Annotated in this window: 15 protein-coding genes; 6 read left to right on the top strand and 9 right to left on the bottom strand. The window is 68.0% G+C overall.

Going from position 1 to position 18,504, the window contains the following annotated elements:
• Positions 1-92: 92 nt before the first annotated feature.
• From SPI01S_RS17065 to SPI01S_RS17055, 3 genes are read right to left on the bottom strand one after another with little or no spacing between them, the layout of a single operon-like run.
• Positions 93-1,469, bottom strand: coding sequence for a glutamate--cysteine ligase (locus SPI01S_RS17065; RefSeq protein WP_066725338.1), 1,377 nt, complete (start codon positions 1,467-1,469; stop codon positions 93-95).
• A gap of 58 nt (positions 1,470-1,527) precedes the next feature.
• On the bottom strand, positions 1,528-2,268 hold the full coding sequence (locus SPI01S_RS17060) for a 16S rRNA (uracil(1498)-N(3))-methyltransferase (protein ID WP_066725337.1): 741 nt from the start codon (positions 2,266-2,268) through the stop codon (positions 1,528-1,530).
• 50 nt (positions 2,269-2,318) lie between these two features.
• Positions 2,319-4,124 (bottom strand): hypothetical protein, encoded by a 1,806-nt coding sequence (locus tag SPI01S_RS17055; RefSeq protein ID WP_084253537.1) that lies wholly within the window; start codon positions 4,122-4,124, stop codon positions 2,319-2,321.
• A gap of 60 nt (positions 4,125-4,184) precedes the next feature.
• On the opposite strand from SPI01S_RS17055, the gene SPI01S_RS17050 reads away from it, so the two are divergent.
• The gene (locus tag SPI01S_RS17050) at positions 4,185-4,604 is read left to right on the top strand and encodes a GtrA family protein (protein ID WP_174539123.1); all 420 of its coding nucleotides are present in this window, start codon (positions 4,185-4,187) and stop codon (positions 4,602-4,604) included.
• Between the two features lies 1 nt (position 4,605).
• Positions 4,606-5,337 carry a class I SAM-dependent methyltransferase gene (locus tag SPI01S_RS17045; protein WP_066725336.1) on the top strand — a complete coding sequence of 244 codons (732 nt, stop codon included), beginning with the start codon at positions 4,606-4,608 and terminating at the stop codon, positions 5,335-5,337.
• Positions 5,338-5,552: 215 nt separating this feature from the next.
• Here SPI01S_RS17045 and SPI01S_RS17040 read toward each other — a convergent pair whose 3' ends face one another.
• Together SPI01S_RS17040 and SPI01S_RS17035 are read right to left on the bottom strand one after the other, a co-directional pair.
• Entirely contained in the window at positions 5,553-6,578 is a 1,026-nt protein-coding gene (locus tag SPI01S_RS17040) for a glycosyltransferase family 2 protein (RefSeq protein ID WP_066725335.1), read from the bottom strand.
• A 49-nt stretch (positions 6,579-6,627) separates the two neighbouring features.
• Positions 6,628-7,944 (bottom strand): Nramp family divalent metal transporter, encoded by a 1,317-nt coding sequence (locus SPI01S_RS17035; protein ID WP_066725332.1) that lies wholly within the window; start codon positions 7,942-7,944, stop codon positions 6,628-6,630.
• Between the two features lie 164 nt (positions 7,945-8,108).
• Here SPI01S_RS17035 and SPI01S_RS17030 point away from each other — a divergent pair, with 164 nt between their 5' ends.
• Both SPI01S_RS17030 and SPI01S_RS17025 read left to right on the top strand, forming a co-directional pair.
• Positions 8,109-10,310 (top strand): TonB-dependent hemoglobin/transferrin/lactoferrin family receptor, encoded by a 2,202-nt coding sequence (locus tag SPI01S_RS17030; protein WP_066725329.1) that lies wholly within the window; start codon positions 8,109-8,111, stop codon positions 10,308-10,310.
• Positions 10,311-10,327: 17 nt separating this feature from the next.
• The gene (locus tag SPI01S_RS17025; RefSeq protein ID WP_066725326.1) at positions 10,328-11,311 is read left to right on the top strand and encodes a DUF6607 family protein; all 984 of its coding nucleotides are present in this window, start codon (positions 10,328-10,330) and stop codon (positions 11,309-11,311) included.
• Between the two features lie 279 nt (positions 11,312-11,590).
• On the opposite strand, the gene SPI01S_RS17020 is transcribed toward SPI01S_RS17025, so the two are convergent.
• On the bottom strand, positions 11,591-13,396 hold the full coding sequence (locus SPI01S_RS17020; protein ID WP_066725324.1) for a DUF885 domain-containing protein: 1,806 nt from the start codon (positions 13,394-13,396) through the stop codon (positions 11,591-11,593).
• 102 nt (positions 13,397-13,498) lie between these two features.
• Positions 13,499-15,586, bottom strand: coding sequence for a RelA/SpoT family protein (locus SPI01S_RS17015; RefSeq protein ID WP_066725323.1), 2,088 nt, complete (start codon positions 15,584-15,586; stop codon positions 13,499-13,501).
• Positions 15,587-15,722: 136 nt separating this feature from the next.
• Between SPI01S_RS17015 and SPI01S_RS17010 the strand changes: the two genes are divergently transcribed.
• Together SPI01S_RS17010 and SPI01S_RS17005 are read left to right on the top strand one after the other, a co-directional pair.
• Positions 15,723-16,205, top strand: a complete 483-nt coding sequence (locus SPI01S_RS17010) for a winged helix-turn-helix transcriptional regulator (protein ID WP_066725321.1) — start codon at positions 15,723-15,725, stop codon at positions 16,203-16,205.
• Positions 16,206-16,273: 68 nt separating this feature from the next.
• Positions 16,274-16,576: a hypothetical protein gene (locus SPI01S_RS17005; RefSeq protein WP_066725318.1), complete on the top strand. Its 303-nt coding sequence runs from the start codon at positions 16,274-16,276 to the stop codon at positions 16,574-16,576.
• Here SPI01S_RS17005 and SPI01S_RS17000 read toward each other — a convergent pair.
• Together SPI01S_RS17000 and SPI01S_RS16995 are read right to left on the bottom strand one after the other, a co-directional pair.
• Positions 16,573-16,995, bottom strand: coding sequence for an acyl-CoA thioesterase (locus SPI01S_RS17000; protein WP_066725315.1), 423 nt, complete (start codon positions 16,993-16,995; stop codon positions 16,573-16,575). The two genes, SPI01S_RS17005 and SPI01S_RS17000, sit on opposite strands and share 4 nt — an antisense overlap.
• A 280-nt stretch (positions 16,996-17,275) precedes the next feature.
• Positions 17,276-18,484: an LL-diaminopimelate aminotransferase gene (locus SPI01S_RS16995; protein WP_066725356.1), complete on the bottom strand. Its 1,209-nt coding sequence runs from the start codon at positions 18,482-18,484 to the stop codon at positions 17,276-17,278.
• Between the last annotated feature and the right edge of the window lie 20 nt (positions 18,485-18,504).

Here is an 18,504-nt window from a genome sequence, read left to right as displayed (position 1 = left end):
GGGGGAGGTAAGCGACCAACCAGCCGGCGTGCTTCCTCCCCCTCCGTCAGGCTGCGCCTGACACCTCCCCCTGGCGGGGGAGGATCGCAGGATCAGAACTTCGCCTCGCCATAGACCCGCGTGATATCCCCCTGCCAGTCGCCATGATAGCGATCGAGCAGCACCTGTGCCGGCACCTTGCCGGTGCGCACGATCTCGCGCAGCGGATCGAGGAAGCCGGATTCGTTGTCACCCGAGCCGTTGAGCCGCGCGCGCGCCTTGAGGCCCGCTCCGGCAATCTCCAGCACCTCGCCGGCGATGTCCGCCAGCTTGCCGCCGCCCGGCAACGGTGCATCCAAAGCGAGCTTCGGCACCGCGCTGCGCAGTGCCTCGCGGCCTTCCATCGACCAGCCCTTCACCAGATCCCAGGCCGCATCGAGCGCGCCCTGATCGTACAGCAGGCCCACCCACAGCGCCGGTAGCGCGCAGATGCGGCCCCAGCGGCCGCCATCGGCGCCGCGCATTTCGAGGAACTGCTTCATCCGCACTTCGGGGAAGGCGGTGGAGAGGTGGTCGGCCCAGTCGTCGATCGTCGGCAGCTCGCCTGGCAGGACCGACAGCTCGCCCTTGAGGAAGTCGCGGAAGCTGAGGCCCGCCGCGTCGATATACTTGCCGTCGCGGTAGACGAAGTACATCGGCACATCGAGCGCATAGTCGGCATAGCGCTCGTAGCCGAAGCCGTCCTCGAACACGAAGGGCAGCATGCCGGTGCGCGCCGGATCGGTGTCTGACCAGATATGGCTGCGGTAGGAGAGATAGCCGTTGGGCTTGCCCTCGGTGAAGGGCGAGTTGGCGAACAGCGCGGTCGCCAGCGGCTGCAGCGCCAGGCCGACGCGGAACTTCTTCGCCATGTCGGCTTCGCTGGCATAATCCAGGTTCACCTGGATCGTGCAGGTGCGCAGCATCATGTCGAGCCCGAGGCTCCCCACGCGCGGCATGTGGCGCAGCATGATCTCGTAGCGGCCCTTGGGCATGATCGGCAGCTCGGCGCGGGTCTTGTCCGGCCACATGCCCATGCCGAGGAAGCCGATGCCCAGCCGGTCGCCGACGGCCTTGACCTGCTTGAGGTGGCGGCCGGTTTCGGCGCAGGTGTCGTGGAGATTCTCCAGCGGCGCGCCGGAGAGTTCGAACTGGCCGGCGGGTTCCAGGCTGATCGCGCCGTCGGGGCCGGACAAAGCGATGACGTGCTCGCCCTCGTAGATCGGCTTCCAGCCGAATTCGGTGAGGCCGATCAGTAGCGCATGGATGCCGCCGCGCTCCTCATAGCTGGGCGCACGGTGGCTCCCGTCCATCCAATAGACGAACTTTTCGTGCTCGGTGCCGATGCGCCAGCGCTCCGCCGGCTTTTCGCCCTTGGCGAAATATTCCACCAGCTGGGCGCGATCCTCGATGACCGCCGCGGTCTTGGTCGAAACGGTCTTGGTGCTCATTTTCGCGCCCTTAGCGATGCCGACGAAACGACGCCAGCGGATTTTTGTACCGTTCGGTTTACCAGTCGCCGGCAGCGCCCATCCACAGGCTTACCGCCGCCGCCGCCGCGGTCTCGGCGCGCAGGATGCGGGGGCCGAGCGCAATGCCGATCGCTTGCGGAACGGCGCGGATCGATTCGCGTTCCTCGGCGTCGAATCCGCCTTCCGGGCCGACCAGGATCGCGGCGGGTCCCGGGTGCGCCCGCATCGCCTCCAAGGCAGGCACGCCGCCGGTCTCGTCGGCGAAGAACAGCGCGCGGTCCGCGGGCCAGTCGCGGAGCAGGGCGGGGAGCTTCACCGGTTCGACCAGCTCGGGCAGCGCGGTGCGGCCGCATTGCTCGGCGGCCTCGACCATGTGGCTGCGCAGGCGATCGAGGTTGAGCCGGTCGATCACCGTGCGGCGGGTGAGCACCGGCACCAGCCGCGCGACGCCCAGCTCGCAGGCCTTTTCCGCCACCCAGTCGATGCGGCCCTTCTTGATCGGTGCGGCGCACAGCCACAGGTCCGGCACGGCTTCGTGCGGGCGGAGCTGCTCGGTGACCTCCAGCGTCAGGTCGCGCTTGCCCACGTCGCGGGCGATGCCGAGCCATTCGCCGCTCGTGCCGTCGAACAGCTTCACCGCTTCGCCCGGCTTCAGCCGCATCACCGATCCCAGATAATGCGCCTGCGGTCCGTCGATCCGGCGCATGCCGGGTTCGAGCGGGCCCGCGACGAACAGGCGGGGGGCGGATTGCGGCGGCCAGGCGGGGGTTGCGGGCATGGGAGGCGCTGTAGCCGGGCAGCCCCCCGTCCGTCCATCCGCCCGGCGGGTTACTGCCCCTGGTACCGTATCTTCCAGAGCTTGTAGGGCGAGCCGTCGGGCAGCGCGACCGGCTCCAGCCAGTCCGGCACCCGGCCCCTGGCGAGCTGCGCGTAGAAGCCCACCGGGTTGTGCGAACGGTACACGGTTGTCTCGGCCATGTTGGGGCAGAGCAGCAGATAGGCCGCCTGGTGCCGCGCGGCGATGGCACGGAAGCCGTCCGCCGTGCCGGTGAAGGCGTGGTGGACGTCGAGGATCGCCTGGCCGTTGCGGTGATAGGGCCCGGCGACGGCGTTGTGGTGGGTCACCACGATCAGCCGCGGCCCGAGATCGACCTGGGTGAACATCGTCGCGGCCGGGATCGCGTCGAGCGTGCGCAGCTGCGAGGTGCGGGTGCAGGCGATGTTCGCCTGGCGTACCTTGTCGCTGCCGGGCCTGGAGGCGGTCTTGGTCGCCCAGGGCATCTTCACGCCGCTGGCGAGCACGCCGACGCCGACGAAGGCGAGCACCGCCACGCCGATGCGCAGCCACAGCGGCCCGCGCCGGACGATCAGGGGCACGAGGATCCAGATCAAGGCCGTGATGCCGGGCACCGCGAGCAGCTGCGCGCCGGGCGCCGCGCGCATCTGCCACAGCAGCATCGCGGCGGCGAAGGCGGTGAACAGCGCGACCGCGACCCAGCCGACCAGCTTCGGGCTGCGCCGCGCGTTCCACACCGCGAGCAGCGCACCGAGCAGGCCCAGCCCCGCCACGATCGCCACTGGGATCGCGACGTCGGCGGGATGGCGGTAGATCGGCCGCGCCTCGCGGACGTTGGACAGCCAGGTGTGGTAGAGCTCGTCGGAGACCTGCTCGGGCCGGCCGAGGCATTGCGGGAAGAAATGGACGAAGCCCGCGACGATCAGTCCGCCTGCGACGATCGCGAGCCCCAGCCGGATCCAGCGCGACGCCGGATTGAGCAGCGTCAGCGCGACCACCAGCGCACCGGCGGCGACCAGCACGCTCAGCCACACCGGCGTCAGCGCGTCGCAGCGCATCGCCTGGTTGGCGTACGACGCGAAGGCGGCGAAGCCGATCGCCGAGCCGCCGCCCAGCGTGAGGCCGTAGACCATCAGCCGGGGCCGCTCGGCCGCGTCCCAAACCCAGCGCAGCGCGAGGATCGCGCCCGCCATCGCGCAGAAGGGGAGCAACTCCAGCCCGATCGACAGCGAGAAGGCGCTGGCCAGCCCAACGGTCGCGCCGCCCCGGGCGCCCCTGGGGTCGGCGATCCCGGCGACGGTCATCGCCAGCGCGGCGAGCTGCCAGCCATGATGGTCGATGCGCAGCGGCGCGTACATCGGCAGCGTCGTGGTGCAGGCGGCGATCAGCAGCACCAGCGCGATCGGCCAGGCGAAATGCGAAACCAGCCGCCGCACGGTGAGTGCAAGACCGGTCATCGTGATCGACAGCGGCAGCAGCGGCGCGATGCCGCACGCCCATTTCTCCGCAGTGGCCATGCCGACGAACGGCTTGAGCAGCAGGATCAGCCCGGCGATCGGCAGGTCGACGATCCGCGACCAGTGGATGTCGAACCCGCCCAGCGCCGGATCCATCCGGTACTGGCGCAGATCGTACCAGCCTTGCCCCGCGAGCAGCGCGCGCACCTGCATCAGCCGCATGTTGTCGTCGGTGTCGCCGAGGGTCAGCCAATAGATGTTGGCCTGGCGCTGGACGAGGTACCAAACCGTCACGCACGCCCAGGCGACCAGCGTCCAGAGCAGCCAGTGGCGGTCGAATTCGTCTCGAAGGCGGAAAAGCCGCTGGATGTTGGGCGTCAAAATCGCTTTCCTCGGATGCTGCAGCGCATTAGGGCGAGCGCCGGTCGGAGGGCAAGCGAGATGACGGCAGTATTGCAACGAGTGGAGGCTTTGCGCGCCAGCGGCGTGCTGGGCCAGCTGATCCGCTTCGTGATCGTCGGCGGGCTTTCGACGGTGGTCTATGCCGCCGTCTACTGGCCGCTCGCCACCTATGTCATCCATCCGGTGGCGGCTTCGGTGGCGGGCTTTCTGGTCGCGGTGGTCTTCGGCTATTTCCTGCACAGCCGCTGGAGCTTCCAGGGCCATGGCGTCGAGGAGAATGCGGCGCTGAAGCTCAAATTTTTCGTCGTGCAGGCGACGGGCATGCTGCTCAACGCCGGCTTCACCTGGTTGCTGACCGGCCCCTGGGTCCATGGGCCCACCTGGTGGCCGCTGGTGCCGGCGGTGCTCGTCACGCCGTTTGCAACCTTTGCACTCAATCGCTTGTGGGTTTTCGGCTGAAATGGACCGTATCGTTTACGACCGCATGGCGGCGCATGATTCCACCCATTGGTGGTACCGCGCTCGCCGCGACATCCTCGCCGATTATCTCGCCCGCTACGGCGCGGTGCCGAAGGACGCCAGGATCCTCGAGATCGGCTGCGGCACCGGGCACAACCTGCCGATGCTCGGCGCGTTCGGCGAGGTCGATGCCATCGAGATCGATCCCGCGGCCGCCGCCATCGCCAGCGAGCGGCTGGGCAAGCCGGTCGGTTCGTCCCCGCTGCCCGACCTGACGGGGGTCGAGCCCGGCAGCTACGACCTCATCGCGGTGCTCGACGTGGTCGAGCATATCGACGACGATGTCGGCGCGCTCAAGGCGATGGCGCGGGTGCTGAAGCCCGGCGGCAAGATCCTGATCACCGTGCCCGCGCACCAGTGGATGTGGAGCGCCCACGATACGGTGAACCATCACAAGCGCCGCTATTCCAAGGGCACGCTGCTCGCGGCGCTGGAAAAGGCCGGGCTCAAGTGGCGCAAGCTGCGCTGGTTCAACTCGCTGCTGTTCCCGGTGGCGGTCGCCGCGCGCTTCGCCGGCAAGCTGATGGGCAAGGACGACAGCGACGATTCGCCGCCGCCGGCGCTGCTCAACAAGGCGTTCGAGACGATCTTCGGGCTGGAGCGGCACCTGCTCGGTCGCCTGCCGATGCCGCCGGGGCTGTCGATCATCGTGATCGCCGAGCCGAAGGGGTAAATCCTCCCTGTACGGAGAGGTGGCGCGCGAAGCGCGACGGAGGGGTGTCGACGCCTCAACAACCATCGTCATTCCCGCGAAGGCGGGAATCCATTCGCCTGTGCGTTCGGGGAAAGAAGTTCGGCATCAGCGCCAATGGATCCCCGCCTTCGCGGGGATGACGCGGTAGTTTGGCCGTAGGCGACTGCCTAGACAGGGGAGGATCTAGAAGAAACTCACTCCGCCGCGTCGTTGTGGCGGGCCTGGGGCGAGACGCTGACCGCGCCCGAATCCTGGTGGCGATAGCCGAGCGAGGCATGGCCCTGCACGGGGCCGGCCACATCGGCGATCAGGTAGAGCGGCCGCCGCTTCGACTCGACGTACAGCCGGCCGAGATATTCGCCGATCATCCCCAGCACGAACATCTGCACCGCGCCGATCACGACGACGACCAGCATCGTCGAGGTCCAGCCCTGGATCGCGTGGCCCATCGCCCACGCGATCAGGATGTAGAGGATCAGGAGCACCGACGCTGCCGTCAGCAGCAGCCCGACATGGCTGGCGAAGCGCAAGGGGGCGGTCGAGAAGCCGGTGATCGCGTCGAGCGCGAAACGGATCATCTTGCCCAGCGGATATTTGGTCTCGCCGGCATGGCGCTCGTGCCGGTCGTAGACGAACGGCACCTGGCGGAAGCCGATCCACGCGACCATGCCGCGGATGAAGCGCGCCTGTTCGGGCAGCGACAGCAGCGCGTCGAGCGCACGCCGGCTCATCAGGCGGAAGTCGCCGGTATCGAGCGGGATCGGCGTGTCGGTGATGCGATCCAGCATGCGGTAGAACACCGCCGCCGTCGCCTTCTTGAACAGGCTCTCACCCTCGCGCTTGCGGCGGACGGCATAGACCACGTCGGCGCCCTGCGCGGCCATGGTGGCGCGCATCTCGGTCAGCAGCTCGGGCGGGTCCTGCAGATCGGCGTCGATGATCAGAATCTGCTCGCCGGCGCACAGGTCGAGCCCGGCGGTGAGCGCGAGCTGGTGGCCGTGGTTGCGCGAGAGGTTGATCGCGACGAGGTGCGGATCGGCAGCGGACAGGCGCTGCATCACGTCCCAGCTGCGGTCGCGCGAGCCGTCGTTGACGAACACGATCTCGTACGACTCGCCCACCGCAGCGCGCGCGGCGGCGCTGACGCGGGCGTGGAGCATGTCGAGGCATGCTTCTTCGTTGTAGCACGGGACGACGACGGAAAGCTGGGGACGTTTCATGACCGGCGCTCTGTAGCGCTGCCGGAACGGCCCGTCGAGCGGGCGCGCATCACGCGAACAGGCTCGAAACGAGCCAGAGGTTCGCAGCGGTGATGCCTGCGAACAATAGCCAGCCGACCAGCTGCAGCCAGCGGGGGCTGGCGAAGCGGCCCATCAGCGTGCGATCGGCGGTGAGCAGCAGCAGCGGCGCCATCGCGAAGGGCAGGCCGGCGGACAGCACCACCTGCGTCAGCACCAGCAGCCGGCCGACCGCGCCGTCGCCGAGCAGCAGCACGCCGACCAGCGCGGGGATCAGCGCAAGGCCACGCGTGATCAGCCGTCGCACCCAGCAGGGGATCTTGAGGTCGAGAAACCCCTCCAGGATCACCTGCCCCGCGATCGTGCCGGTGAAGGTGGCGCTCTGCCCCGAGGCGAGCAGTGCGATGCCGAACAGGGGTGCGGCGATCGCGGCGCCGGTGGCGGGAACGAGGAGGCGGTAGGCGTCCTCGATCTCGCGCACGCCGGTGTTGCCGTTGGCGTGGAAGGCGGAAGCCGCGACGATCAGGATCGCGGCGTTGACGAAGGTGGCGGCGAGCAGGGCGGCGATGATGTCGATCTGGGCATAGCGCACCGCTTCCTTCAGGCCGCTTTCGTCGGTGCGCGACACGCGGGTCTGCACGACCGAACTGTGCAGGTAGAGATTGTGCGGCATCACCGTCGCGCCGAGAATGCCGATGGCCAGGTAGAGCGCGTGCGGGTCTGCCAGGCGCGCCGGATCGGGCACCATGCCGGCCAGCACCGCCGCGCCGTCCGGGGGCGAAAGGAACAGCTGCACCACGAAACAGGCCGCGACCGTGCCGACCAGCCCCAGCATGATCGCTTCCATCTGGCGGAAGCCCTGACCCTTGAGGCTCAGCACGATCACCACGTCCAGCGCGGTGATCAGCACGCCGATCCACAAGGGAATGCCGAGCAGCAGCTGGAAGGCGAGCGCGCTGCCCAGTACCTCGGCGACATCGGTGGCGATGATCGCCAGTTCGGCGAACACCCACAAGGTCCTGGCGACGCCCGGCGAATAGCGGTCGCGCACCAGCCGGGCGAGGTCGCGGCCCGTCGCGATGCCCAGCCGCGCGCAGAGGGATTGCAGCAGCATCGCCGCCGCGCTGGACGCCAGAATGACGAACAGGAGCCCATAGCCGTAGCGCGAACCCGCCTCGATGTCGGTCGCCCAGTTACCCGGGTCGATATAGCCGACCGAGACCAGCAGCCCCGGCCCCATGTAGCGCAGCAGCTTGGCAAGCGGCGGAAGGTTGGCGGGCACCATCACCGTGCCGCGCACCTCCGAGGGGCAGAAGGGCGCGGTGGCGGTGCGGGGAAGTCGAAACATGGCGGGCTCACGGACACGGGGAAGGCAACCGCCCTTGTGGCGGCGGGTTCCTGCGACGGCAACCATGCGGCCGTCTGCGATCGTTACGGAACGGGTTTGACGTCCTCCTCTTTCGGGTTATAGCAACTGCGAATCAGTTGCAATCGCAAGTAAGGGGAGCCTTCGTGATCCATTCCATCGCCCGCCTGGCCGGGGCGGCGAGCCTGTTCGCCTATCTATCTGCCGCGCCGGCTTTCGCCCAGGCGCAGCAGGCGCGCTTCGCCGCCAACGAGGAGGGCACGCCCGATCCTGCGACGATCACGGTGACGGCAACGCGCATCGCCACCGATACGCAGAAGGTGCCGGCCACCGTCACCGTGGTGACCGACGAGAAGATGGCGGACCAGCTGGTGAACGACATCAAGGACCTGGTGCGCTTCGAGCCCGGCATCAGCGTGCCCCGGCAGCCGGCGCGGTTCGGCGCGGCATCGGGTACCACCGGTCGCGCGGGCAATGAGGGTTTCGTGGTCCGCGGCATCGGCGGCAATCGCGTACTGATCCAGGTGGACGGCGTGCGCGTGCCCGACGGCTTCACCTTCGGCGCGCAGAGCGTGGGGCGCGGCGACTATGTCGATCTCGGCCTCGTCAAATCGGTCGAGATCCTGCGCGGGCCGGCCTCGGCGCTCTATGGCAGCGACGGCCTGGCGGGCGCGATCAGCTTCACCACCGCCGATCCGGGCGACTTCCTGACCGGCGGCAAGTCCGTGGGCGGGCTGGTGCGGGCCGGCTACCAGTCATCCGACCAGGAATGGAGCGAGACCGGCATCCTCGCAGGGCGCAGCGGCGCCTGGTCGGCGATGCTCGCCTATACCCGCCGCGACTTCGCCGAGCTCGACAACAAGGGCAGCGTGGGCGGCGTCGGTGCCGCGCGCACCGAACCTAATCCGCAGGACGGCGATTCGAACGCCGTGCTGGGTCGCATCGTCTACGAACCCGGCACCGGCCACAAGCTGCGGCTGACCGGCGAATATCTCGACAACCGGATGGACAGCAACGTGCTGACCAGCGTCAGCACCAGCGTCGCCGGCACCACGGCGAACGACAAGACGAAGCGCAAGCGTGCGGCGTTCGACTGGACCTGGGCCGGGCAGGGCGCGATCCAGCGCACGCGGCTCAGCCTCTACTGGCAGCAGGCCGAGGACCGCCAGTTCTCCGCCGAGGACCGCGTTGTGCTCGCCGATCGCACCCGGCTGAATACCTTCGACAACCGCGTGTTCGGCGGATCGGGCGACATCATGTTCGCCTATGAGACCGGCGCGCTGCGCCACCGGCTGATCATCGGTGCCGATGCCAGCCGTACCCGGCAGGAGGGATTCCGCGACGGCACCGTGCCGCCCGCCGGCGAGACCTATCCGACGCGCGCGTTCCCGATCACCGACTTCACGCTGGCGGGCGTGTTCGTATCCGACGAGATCAGTCTCGGGCCGGTGACGCTGTTCCCGGCGCTGCGCTTCGACCATTATGCGCTGGATCCGAAGAAGGACGCGGCGCTGCCCGCGTTCAATTCCGCCAGCCAGAGCGGCTCGCGCGTCTCGCCCAAGATCGGCGCGACGCTCGCGCTGAGCCCGGACGTGAGCCTGTTCGCCAACTATGCGCAGGGCTTCAAGGCGCCTGAGCCGAGCCAGGTCAACCAGTTCTTCCAGAACCTCGCCTTCGGCTATCGCTCCGAACCCAATCCGAACCTGAAGCCCGAGACCAGCCGCAGCGTGGAAGGCGGCATCCGCTTCGGCGGCGGCGGGGTGCGCGTGCAGCTGACCGGCTTCCATGCGGATTACGACAACTTCATCTCGCAGGAAGTGGTGGGCGGCGCATTCACGCCCGCGAACCCCGCGGTCTACCAGTTCATCAACCTCGACGAGGCGCGGGTGAACGGCATCGAAGGCCGGGTGGACGCGAAGCTCGGCCGCGGCTTCAGCGCCAATCTCGCCTTCGCCTATGCCGATGGTGACGTGATCCGCAACGGCGCGCGGGCGTCGCTCTCGACGGTCGATCCCGCGAAGATCGTCGGCGGGCTCGGCTATCGTGCGCCGGGCGGCGCGTTCGGCGGCCAGCTGACCGTGACGCACAGCACCCGCAAGGAGCTGAGTGCCACGACGGCCGTGTGCACCGCCGCCTGCTACCGGCCGGATGCCTTCACCATCGTCGACGCCACCGCCTTCGTGCGGGTGACGGACGGGCTCACGCTACGCGCCGGCATCTTCAACCTGCTCGACACGAAATATGCCTGGTGGAACGACGTGCGCGGCCTCGCCGCCAGCGCGACGATCACCGACGCCTATACCCAGCCGGGACGCAACGGCAGCGTCTCGATCAGCTACCGCTTCTGAGCATTGGAGGGGACATCATGAAGATCCACCATATCGGGCTGCTTGCCCTGAGCCTGCTGGCGACGCTGCCGGCGCTGCCCGCCGCCGCAGACGGCCCGGTGAAACCACGGACCGCTGCCGAGGAACAGGCATCGTTCGAGGCCGACCGGCGCGACATCCTCGCCATGGCGGGGGCGTACAAGGTGCGCTTTGACATGCAGGAATCGACTGCCTGGCGCGCCGATTACACGCCGATCGAGGCCAAGGTCTCCGGCGGCAACGAAGTGGTGCGGGTGATCGAGGACACCGGCCGCCATATCGTGCTCCAGCACCTGCTGGTGGTGGCGCAGGGCGGCAAGTCCATGGTGATCAAGCACTGGCGCCAGGACTGGGACTATGAGCCCGCCCGCGTCCTCGTCTATGCCGGGCCGAACAGCTGGAAATGGGAAGCGGTGCCCGAGGCGATGCGCCGGGGTCGCTGGTCGCAGACCGTCTATCAGGTCGATGACAGCCCGCGCTACGGCGGCTGGGGCCAGTGGACCACCGAGGGCAGGGTGCGGCGCTGGCGTTCCGGCTGGACCTGGCGTCCGCTCGCCCGGCGCGATGCGGTGCGCGGCCCCGTCTATGACCGCTATCTCGGCATTAACCGCCACCAGCCGACCCCGACCGGCTGGATCCACTGGCAGGACAATACCAAGATGGGCGTGATCGACGGCACGCTGCAGCCGGTCGTCCAGGAATATGTGCTGAACAGCTATACCCGCTTCGACGGCTATGACGTGAAGGCGGCGGATGCCTATTGGAGCGCGACCAAGGGCTATTGGGCGGCGATCCGCGCCGAATGGGATCGCATCGCCAACGCCAAGGGCGGCATCCGCATCACCGAGGCGGCGCAGGCCGGCACGGTGATCGCCAGCCGGCTGCTCGAAATCGCCGACGAGGTGCAGGCGGGCAAGAGGAAGGAAGCCGACGCGATCGCGCTGGCGAAGACGCTTATGGATCAGGCGACCAGGGCCGCCTGATCCTGCGCGCGGGCCGGGGAGTTCGAAGGCCACCGGCCCGCGCGCGAACCTCGTTATCGCGGACCCTCCCCCGCGAGGGGAGGGCTATCGCAGTTGAGGCGAGGGGCCAGCGGCACCTCCCTGACCATCGTCATTCCCGCGAAGGCGGGAATCCATTGCCCTCGGCGCTGGGGGAAAGAACCGGCGATCCAGCGCCAATGGATCCCCGCCTTCGCGGGGATGACGCGGTATTTCGGCAATGGGGGACAGCCCTGCCGTGTCGGGGAAGTCTCAATCCCCTCACGCAATCGCCTTGGCGCGCTCCTCCACCAGCCGTTCGAACATGGTGAGCGGCATCGCGCCCAGCCGGATCACCTCGTGGAACTGCTTGAGGTCGAACTTCGGGCCGGCGATCTTCTGCGCATTGGCGCGCGCGCGGGTCCAGGCGATGTGGCCGAGCTTGTAGCTGCACGCCTGGCCCGGCTGGGTGCAATAGCGCTCCACCTCGCGCTGCGAGCGGGCGCGCGGGAAACCGGTGGTGGCGACCAGATAGTCGGTCGCCTGCTCGCGGCTCCACTTCTTGGTGTGGATGCCGGTATCCACCACCAGCCGCGCGGCGCGGAACAGGAAGGACTGGAGATAGCCGGCGCGCTCCAGGGGGCCATGATAGGCGCCGATCTCGTCGGCCAGCTGCTCGGCATAGAGCGCCCAGCCCTCGGTATAGGCGCTGAAGAAGCCGAACTTGCGGATCAGCGGCCCTTCCGCCGCCTGCGCGGTGCTGATCTGGAGATGGTGGCCGGGCAGGCCTTCGTGGAAGGTGAGCGAGGGCAGGCTGTATTTCGGCCAGTCGTGCACGCTCTTGAGGTTGATCCAGTAGATCGCCGGGCGCGAGCCATCCAGCGCGGCGCGGGTGTAATAGCCGTTCGAGGCGCCGTCCTGGATCTCCACCGGCACCGCGCGGATCTCCAGCGGCGCCTTGTTGGGGTCGAGGAAGGCCTTGGGCAGCAGCGTCGCGATTTCCTGCACGCCGGTGTTGAGCCCGGCGATCAGCGCGGTGCGGCCCTCCGCCGTATCCGGATAGAGCTGGTCGGGGCGGGCGTTGAGCGCGGTCAGCCGCTCGCCGACGCTGCCCTGGGTCAGGCCCTGCGCCTTGAGCAGCGCATCGAGCTGGGCGCTGATCTCCGCCACCTGTTCCTGGCCCATCTTGTGGACCTGATCCGGCGTGAAGCTGGTGGTGGTCCATTGCTCCAGCGCGGCGGCATAGATGTCCTGGCCGCGCGGCACGTCCCACAGGCCGGCGGAGGTCCGGCCCTTGGCGTGCAGCGCCTGGATCAGCGCATATTGGCGGTCGAGGGCGGGATAGACCTTCTCGCCGACAATCTTGGCGGCGCGGCCCTGCCAGTCGCCCTGCAGCTGCTTGGCGGCCGCGCGGCGGACCAGCGACTGGGTGAGCGTGTTCGCCGCCGGATCGGGCTGCCGCAGCTTGGCCATCTGGGCGAGGGTGAGCTCAAGGCAGAAGCCGGGGGCGACGAGACCGCGGGCTGCGGCGTCCTTCTGGTCGGCGGTGTCCTGGTCGAGCGCGCCGGCAAAGGCGTCGAGGCGATCCAGATAGGCCTCGGCATCGTCCTGCGTCACGATGGTGTGGCTGGTATTGAGGAAGTCCGGCGTCGAGAAATAGGCGCCGCCCTGCTGGAAGATCGGGAAGGGTCGGCCGACCGAATCGATCTGGAACCTGTCCTGCGCGACGATCCCGCTGCGCAGCGAATAGAGTACGACCTCGCGATCCAGCCGCGCGGGTTCGGACAGGGTGGCGGGCGCGAACGCCTCGATCTTCGCGATCGCGGCTTTGGTGTCGGCAAGGGTGCGCGCCTTGGCGGCGGGGCTGCCGTCGCTGAGCTTGTGCTTGAGCGGCGCGTTCGGGCCTTTGTCGAAGCCGAGCGAGGTGGCGAATTCGGGCGCGCGCTGGATGCGCTCCAGGACGATCTGATTGTAGACGGCGTTGATCTCGGCATCGCGGGTGCCCGCCACCGCGGCGCGCGCGGCGGCCGGGATCAGCGCGGCAAGCGCGGCGGTGCTCGACGATGCGAGGAAGTGTCGACGGTCCACGGTGTTCCCCCTCCGATAGGTCTGATCGGGGGGAAGGTAGCGCGGATTTGGCCAAGGTCTACCGTGTTTCCTCCCCCGGGAGGGGGAGGAAACGGACGTTCCTCACACCCGCTCGGCCGAACTCACCGCGTCCGCCGCGCGCAGCGCCGCGAGCAGCTTCATCAGATGCGCGGCGTTGCGCACTTCGAGGTCGATCGTGTTGGTGTGGAAGGTCGTGTCGCGGTTATCCAGCCGCAGCCCGAGGATGTTGGCCTTGTGCTGGCCGATCAGCGTCGCGACCGTGCCCAGCGCGCCGGGTTCGTTCTTTAGCGTAACCGCGATTTCCGCCACGCCGCCATCGGCCTTGTCGCCCCAGGTCAGGTCCACCCAGTCCGCCTCTTCCACCGTCGCCAGGCTGGGGCAATCGATGCGGTGGACGACGATCGGCTGGTCGGGCTTGCGCACGCCCAGGATGCGGTCGCCCGGCACCGGGCAGCAATCCTCGGCATAGGTGAACGCCACGCCGGGCGTGAGACCCTTGATGTCGATCGCGTGGTGCTGGGGCGGCAACTGGTCATCCTCGCCGCTGGCCGAGCCGGGCATCACGGCTTCCATGACCTGGCCGTCGGTAAGCGTGCGGCGGGCGATCGCTTCCATCAGCGCTTCCGGGTCCGGAAGCTTCAGCCGCTTCAGCGCTTCGGCGAGCGCGCCTTCGCCCGGGGGCACGGGCAGGCGGGCGACGATGTCCTCGTAGAGCTTGCGGCCCAGCCGGATCGTCTCGTCGCGTTCCTTGTGGCGCAGGTGCCTGCGGATCGCGGCGCGCGCCTTGCCGGTGATCGCGAAGTTCAGCCAGTTGGGCTGCGGTTCCTGGGCCTTGGAGCGGAGGATCTGCACCTGGTCGCCCTGTTCGATCTCGGTACGCAGCGGCACCACCTTGCCGTTCACCTTGGCGCCGACCGACTGGTCGCCCAGATCGGTGTGCACCGCATAGGCGAAGTCGATCGGCGTCGCGCCCTTGGGCAGCTGGATCAGCTCGCCCTTCGGCGTGAAGGCGAAGATGCGATCCTGGTACATCGCCATGCGAGTATGTTCGAGCAGCTCTTCCGGGCTCTCGGCATGTTCGAGGATCTCGATCAGGTCGCGGATCCAGCTGACCTGGGTGTCGGGCCGCACCGAGCTCTGCTTGTACGCCCAGTGCGCCGCAAGGCCGAATTCGGCCTGGGCATGCATGTCGCGGGTGCGGATCTGCACCTCCACGCGCGTGTCGCCCGCGTGCATGATCGTGGTGTGGAGCGAGCGATAGCCGTTGCGCTTCGGCGTCGAGATGTAATCCTTGAACCGCCCGGGCACCATCGGCCAGCGGCGGTGGATGGCGCCGAGCGCGCGGTAGCACTCCTCCTCGCTGTCGACGATCGCGCGGAAGGCCATGATGTCGGAGAGCTGTTCGAGGCTGACATGGCGCTCGGACATCTTCTTCCAGATCGAATAGGGATGCTTCTCGCGCCCCGTCACGTCCGCCTCGATGCCGCCGCGGCCGAGCAGCAGCTTCAGGCCCGAGGCGATCTTGAGCACCCGGTCCTCGCCCTCGACGCGGAAGCTCTCCAGCCGCTTCGTGATCGATTCATAGGCCTCGGGCTCGAGCTCGCGGAAGGCGAGCGTCTGCATCTCCTTCATGAACTCGTACATGCCGATCCGCTCGGCGAGCGGGGCATAGATGTCCATCGTCTCGCGGGCGATGCGGCGGCGCTTCTCCTCCTTCTTGATGAAGTGGAGCGTGCGCATGTTGTGGAGGCGATCGGCCAGCTTCACCAGCAGCACGCGGATGTCGTCGGACATTGCGAGCAGGAACTTGCGGAGATTCTCGGCGGCGCGCTCGCTTTCGGTCTGCGCCTCGATCTTGGACAGCTTGGTGACGCCGTCGACCATGCGGGCGACGTTCGGGCCGAACAGCCGCCGGATCTCCTCCGGCGTCGCCACCGTGTCCTCGATCGTGTCGTGAAGGATCGCGGTCGCGATCGTCTCGTCGTCGAGATGCAGGTCGGTGAGGATGCCGGCCACCTCGATCGGGTGGCTGAAATAGGGGTCTCCCGAGGCCCGCTTCTGCGTGCCATGGGCGTTGACCGAGAAGACATAGGCCCGGTTGAGCAATGCCTCATCGGCTTCGGGGTCGTAGGAGAGGACCCGGTCTACAAGTTCATACTGACGCAGCACACTGTCTAGATGGCGTGACCAGCCCGGTTTTTGCAACCGATTTGACGGAAAAGTCGGGCTTCCGTGCCACGCTGTTGCAGAAGCGTGACGTTGCGCCCGGTTTCCCACCCCCGGATTTTACGATAGGGTAGCATCTATGGGTGGAGCCGTTCGAGAAACGCTGCGGGCGATGGCGCGGGAATGCAGCCTGCCGGCGGCGCTGGAGGCGATGGGGGAACGCTGGTCGTTCCTGATCCTGCGCGGTGCGTTCAACGGCATCCGCCACTTCGAGGAGTTCCAGAGCGAGCTGGGCATCGCCCGCAACATTCTCGCCAACCGCCTGGCGCGGCTGGTGGAGCATGGCATCCTCGCCCGCGTCCCGTGCGCCGACGACCGCCGCAAGGTGGAGTATCGCCTGACCGACAAGGGGCATGCGCTGCTGCCGACGATGGTGGCGCTGCGCCAATGGGGCGAGCGCTGGGAAACCGGCGTGCCCGCGTCGCCGATCCTGGTCGATGCACGCGACGGCAAGCCGATCGCGCCGGTAACGGTGCAGGCGCAGGACGGGCGGGTGCTCGGCAAGGGCGACCTGCTCTGGGCCCTGCCCGAGGACGCCGAGGAAGCCCGCGCTGCAGAGTAAGTGCGGCCGGGCGCGCCCGAAAGCGTAAATGCTTCTATAATGCGCCTGTGCATCAGGGAAATTTGCGCATGGCGTTCGGCATTTCGACGGTGGGGATCGGTGGCGTGAAGGGCGTGGCAGCAAGTGCTGCGATCCACGGCGGCGCAGGCGGCCCCGTGGACGACACCGCCGAGGCCTTTCTGCGCGAGGCCAGGAAGAGCCCGGCCGAACGCACCAAGGAAGCCGTGCTCAAGCGGCACAGCCTCACCCAGCAACAGTTCGACCAGCTCTCCCCGGAAAAGCAGGCGGCGATCCGCCAGGAGATCGAGGAAGAGATGAAGCGCAAGCTGGGCCGCGCCCAGGGCGGCGCCTTCGCCGACGTGGTCGTCTAGCCGCCGATCGCGAGCAGCGCGGTGCGCACCGCGTCCGGGATCGGCTTGGGACGGCGCGTCTCCAGGTCGAGATGGACGCTGACCAGTTCCACCTCGGCATGTAGCTCGCCCGTCTCGGCGTGGCAGAGATCGGCGCGCATCGTCATGCTGCTGTTGCCGAGCCGCTCCACGCGGACGAACACCTCGACCAGATCGTCGAAACGGAACGGGCGCTTATACTCGACCTGCGCGCGGACGACGTTGAACTCCGCCTCCATCCATTCGGGCCCGAGCTTGGCGAGATCGGCCCAGCGCCAGAATTCGGTGAGCCCGACATCGGCATATTCGAGATAGCGCGAGTTGAAGACGATCTTCTGCCCGTCGATCTCGGAATAGCGGACGCGGAAGCGGGTGGAGAAGGGGAAACCGGGACGGGACATGATCGCGGGCTTTGCCCCGAGCGAGCCGCGGTTCGCAAGTGCGACGTACGCATGCGGGCGTGCCGGGATCGAACACGACCGTCATCCCGGCGGAAGCCGGGATCCATTTGCCAGAACGCTGGGGATGGAGCCGAACCGCAGGCCTCACTGGATCCCGGCTTTCGCCGGGATGACGGTCGTAGGGGAATGAGCCCCCGCCGTTGCAGCTGCGGAGGCTCGCATCCTAGGAAGCCCATGTCATTTGCAACGGCAGTCTAGCAGAACCGCCGCATTGCCGCCATCACCCCGCGTTCGCCGCCGGCGTGTTGACCCCCATCGACTGGAGATACTTCTTCACGTTGCGCGCGGCCTGGCGGAGGCGCTGCTCGTTCTCCACCATCGCGATGCGGACGAAGCCCTCGCCATTCTCGCCGTACCCGACGCCGGGCGCCACCGCGACCTTGGCATGGGTGAGCATCTGCTTGGAAAACTCGAGGCTTCCCAGATGCGCCAGCGCCGGCGGCAGCGGCGCCCAGGCGAACATCGACGCGCGCGGGGAGGGGATTTCCCAGCCGGCACGCGCGAAGCTCTCCACCATCACGTCGCGGCGCTTGTGATAGAGCAGGCGGTTCTTCTCGACGATGTCCTGCGGGCCGTTGAGCGCGGCGCAGGCGGCGGCCTGGATCGGCGTGAACGCGCCGTAGTCGAGGTACGACTTCACTCGCGACATCGCCGCGATCAGCTGGCGGTTACCCACCGCGAAGCCGATGCGCCAGCCGGCCATCGAATAGGTCTTGCTGAGCGAGGTGAACTCGACCGCGACCTCTTTCGCGCCCTTCACCTGCAGGATCGACGGCGTCGGCTTGCCATCGAAATACAGCTCGGAATAGGCGAGGTCGGAGAGGATCCACACCTTGTTCTCGCGCGCCCAGGCAACGAGGCGCTCGTAGAAGGCGAGGTCCACCGTCTCCGCCGTGGGGTTGGACGGGTAGTTCACGACCAAGATCGAGGGGCGCGGCACGGTGAAGTTCATCGCGCGCTCGAGGCTCTCGAAATAGGCGTCGTCGGGCGTTGTCGGCACCGCGCGGATCGTCGCCCCTGCGATGATGAAGCCGAAGGTGTGGATCGGGTAGCTGGGGTTCGGCGCCAGCACCACGTCGCCCGGCGCGGTGATCGCGGTGGCGAGGCTGGCGAGGCCCTCCTTCGAGCCCATCGTCACGACGACTTCGGTCTCGGGATCGAGATCGACGCCGAAGCGGCGGCCATAATAGTTCGCCTGGGCGCGGCGCAGGCCCGGAATGCCCTTGGACTGCGAATAGCCGTGCGCGTCGGGCTTGCGGGCCACCTCGCACAGTTTCTCGATCACATGGTCGGGCGGGGGCAGATCGGGATTGCCCATGCCAAGGTCGATGATGTCCTCGCCTGCCGCCCGCGCCGCTGCCCGCATCGCGTTCACTTCTGCGATAACATAGGGAGGCAAGCGCTTGATGCGGTAGAATTCTTCGGACATTTCCTCGACTTTCAAGGGTT

The organism is Sphingomonas pituitosa NBRC 102491 (genome assembly GCF_001598435.1).
Taxonomy (GTDB): Bacteria; Pseudomonadota; Alphaproteobacteria; order Sphingomonadales; family Sphingomonadaceae; genus Sphingomonas; species Sphingomonas pituitosa.
Note: the sequence above shows the minus strand (reverse complement) of the source record. Positions and strands in the feature narration are given on the sequence as shown.

What these genes read in the sequence shown, in the direction of transcription:
- SPI01S_RS17065 (WP_066725338.1), bottom strand. Translation starts at nt 1,469, where the DNA reads ATGAGCACCAAGACCGTTTCGACCAAGACCGCGGCGGTCATCGAGGAT.
- SPI01S_RS17060 (WP_066725337.1), bottom strand. Translation starts at nt 2,268, where the DNA reads ATGCCCGCAACCCCCGCCTGGCCGCCGCAATCCGCCCCCCGCCTGTTC.
- SPI01S_RS17050 (WP_174539123.1), top strand. Translation starts at nt 4,185, where the DNA reads ATGACGGCAGTATTGCAACGAGTGGAGGCTTTGCGCGCCAGCGGCGTG.
- SPI01S_RS17045 (WP_066725336.1), top strand. Translation starts at nt 4,606, where the DNA reads ATGGACCGTATCGTTTACGACCGCATGGCGGCGCATGATTCCACCCAT.
- SPI01S_RS17040 (WP_066725335.1), bottom strand. Translation starts at nt 6,578, where the DNA reads ATGAAACGTCCCCAGCTTTCCGTCGTCGTCCCGTGCTACAACGAAGAA.
- SPI01S_RS17035 (WP_066725332.1), bottom strand. Translation starts at nt 7,944, where the DNA reads ATGTTTCGACTTCCCCGCACCGCCACCGCGCCCTTCTGCCCCTCGGAG.
- SPI01S_RS17025 (WP_066725326.1), top strand. Translation starts at nt 10,328, where the DNA reads ATGAAGATCCACCATATCGGGCTGCTTGCCCTGAGCCTGCTGGCGACG.
- SPI01S_RS17010 (WP_066725321.1), top strand. Translation starts at nt 15,723, where the DNA reads ATGGGTGGAGCCGTTCGAGAAACGCTGCGGGCGATGGCGCGGGAATGC.
- SPI01S_RS17005 (WP_066725318.1), top strand. Translation starts at nt 16,274, where the DNA reads ATGGCGTTCGGCATTTCGACGGTGGGGATCGGTGGCGTGAAGGGCGTG.
- SPI01S_RS17000 (WP_066725315.1), bottom strand. Translation starts at nt 16,995, where the DNA reads ATGTCCCGTCCCGGTTTCCCCTTCTCCACCCGCTTCCGCGTCCGCTAT.
- SPI01S_RS16995 (WP_066725356.1), bottom strand. Translation starts at nt 18,484, where the DNA reads ATGTCCGAAGAATTCTACCGCATCAAGCGCTTGCCTCCCTATGTTATC.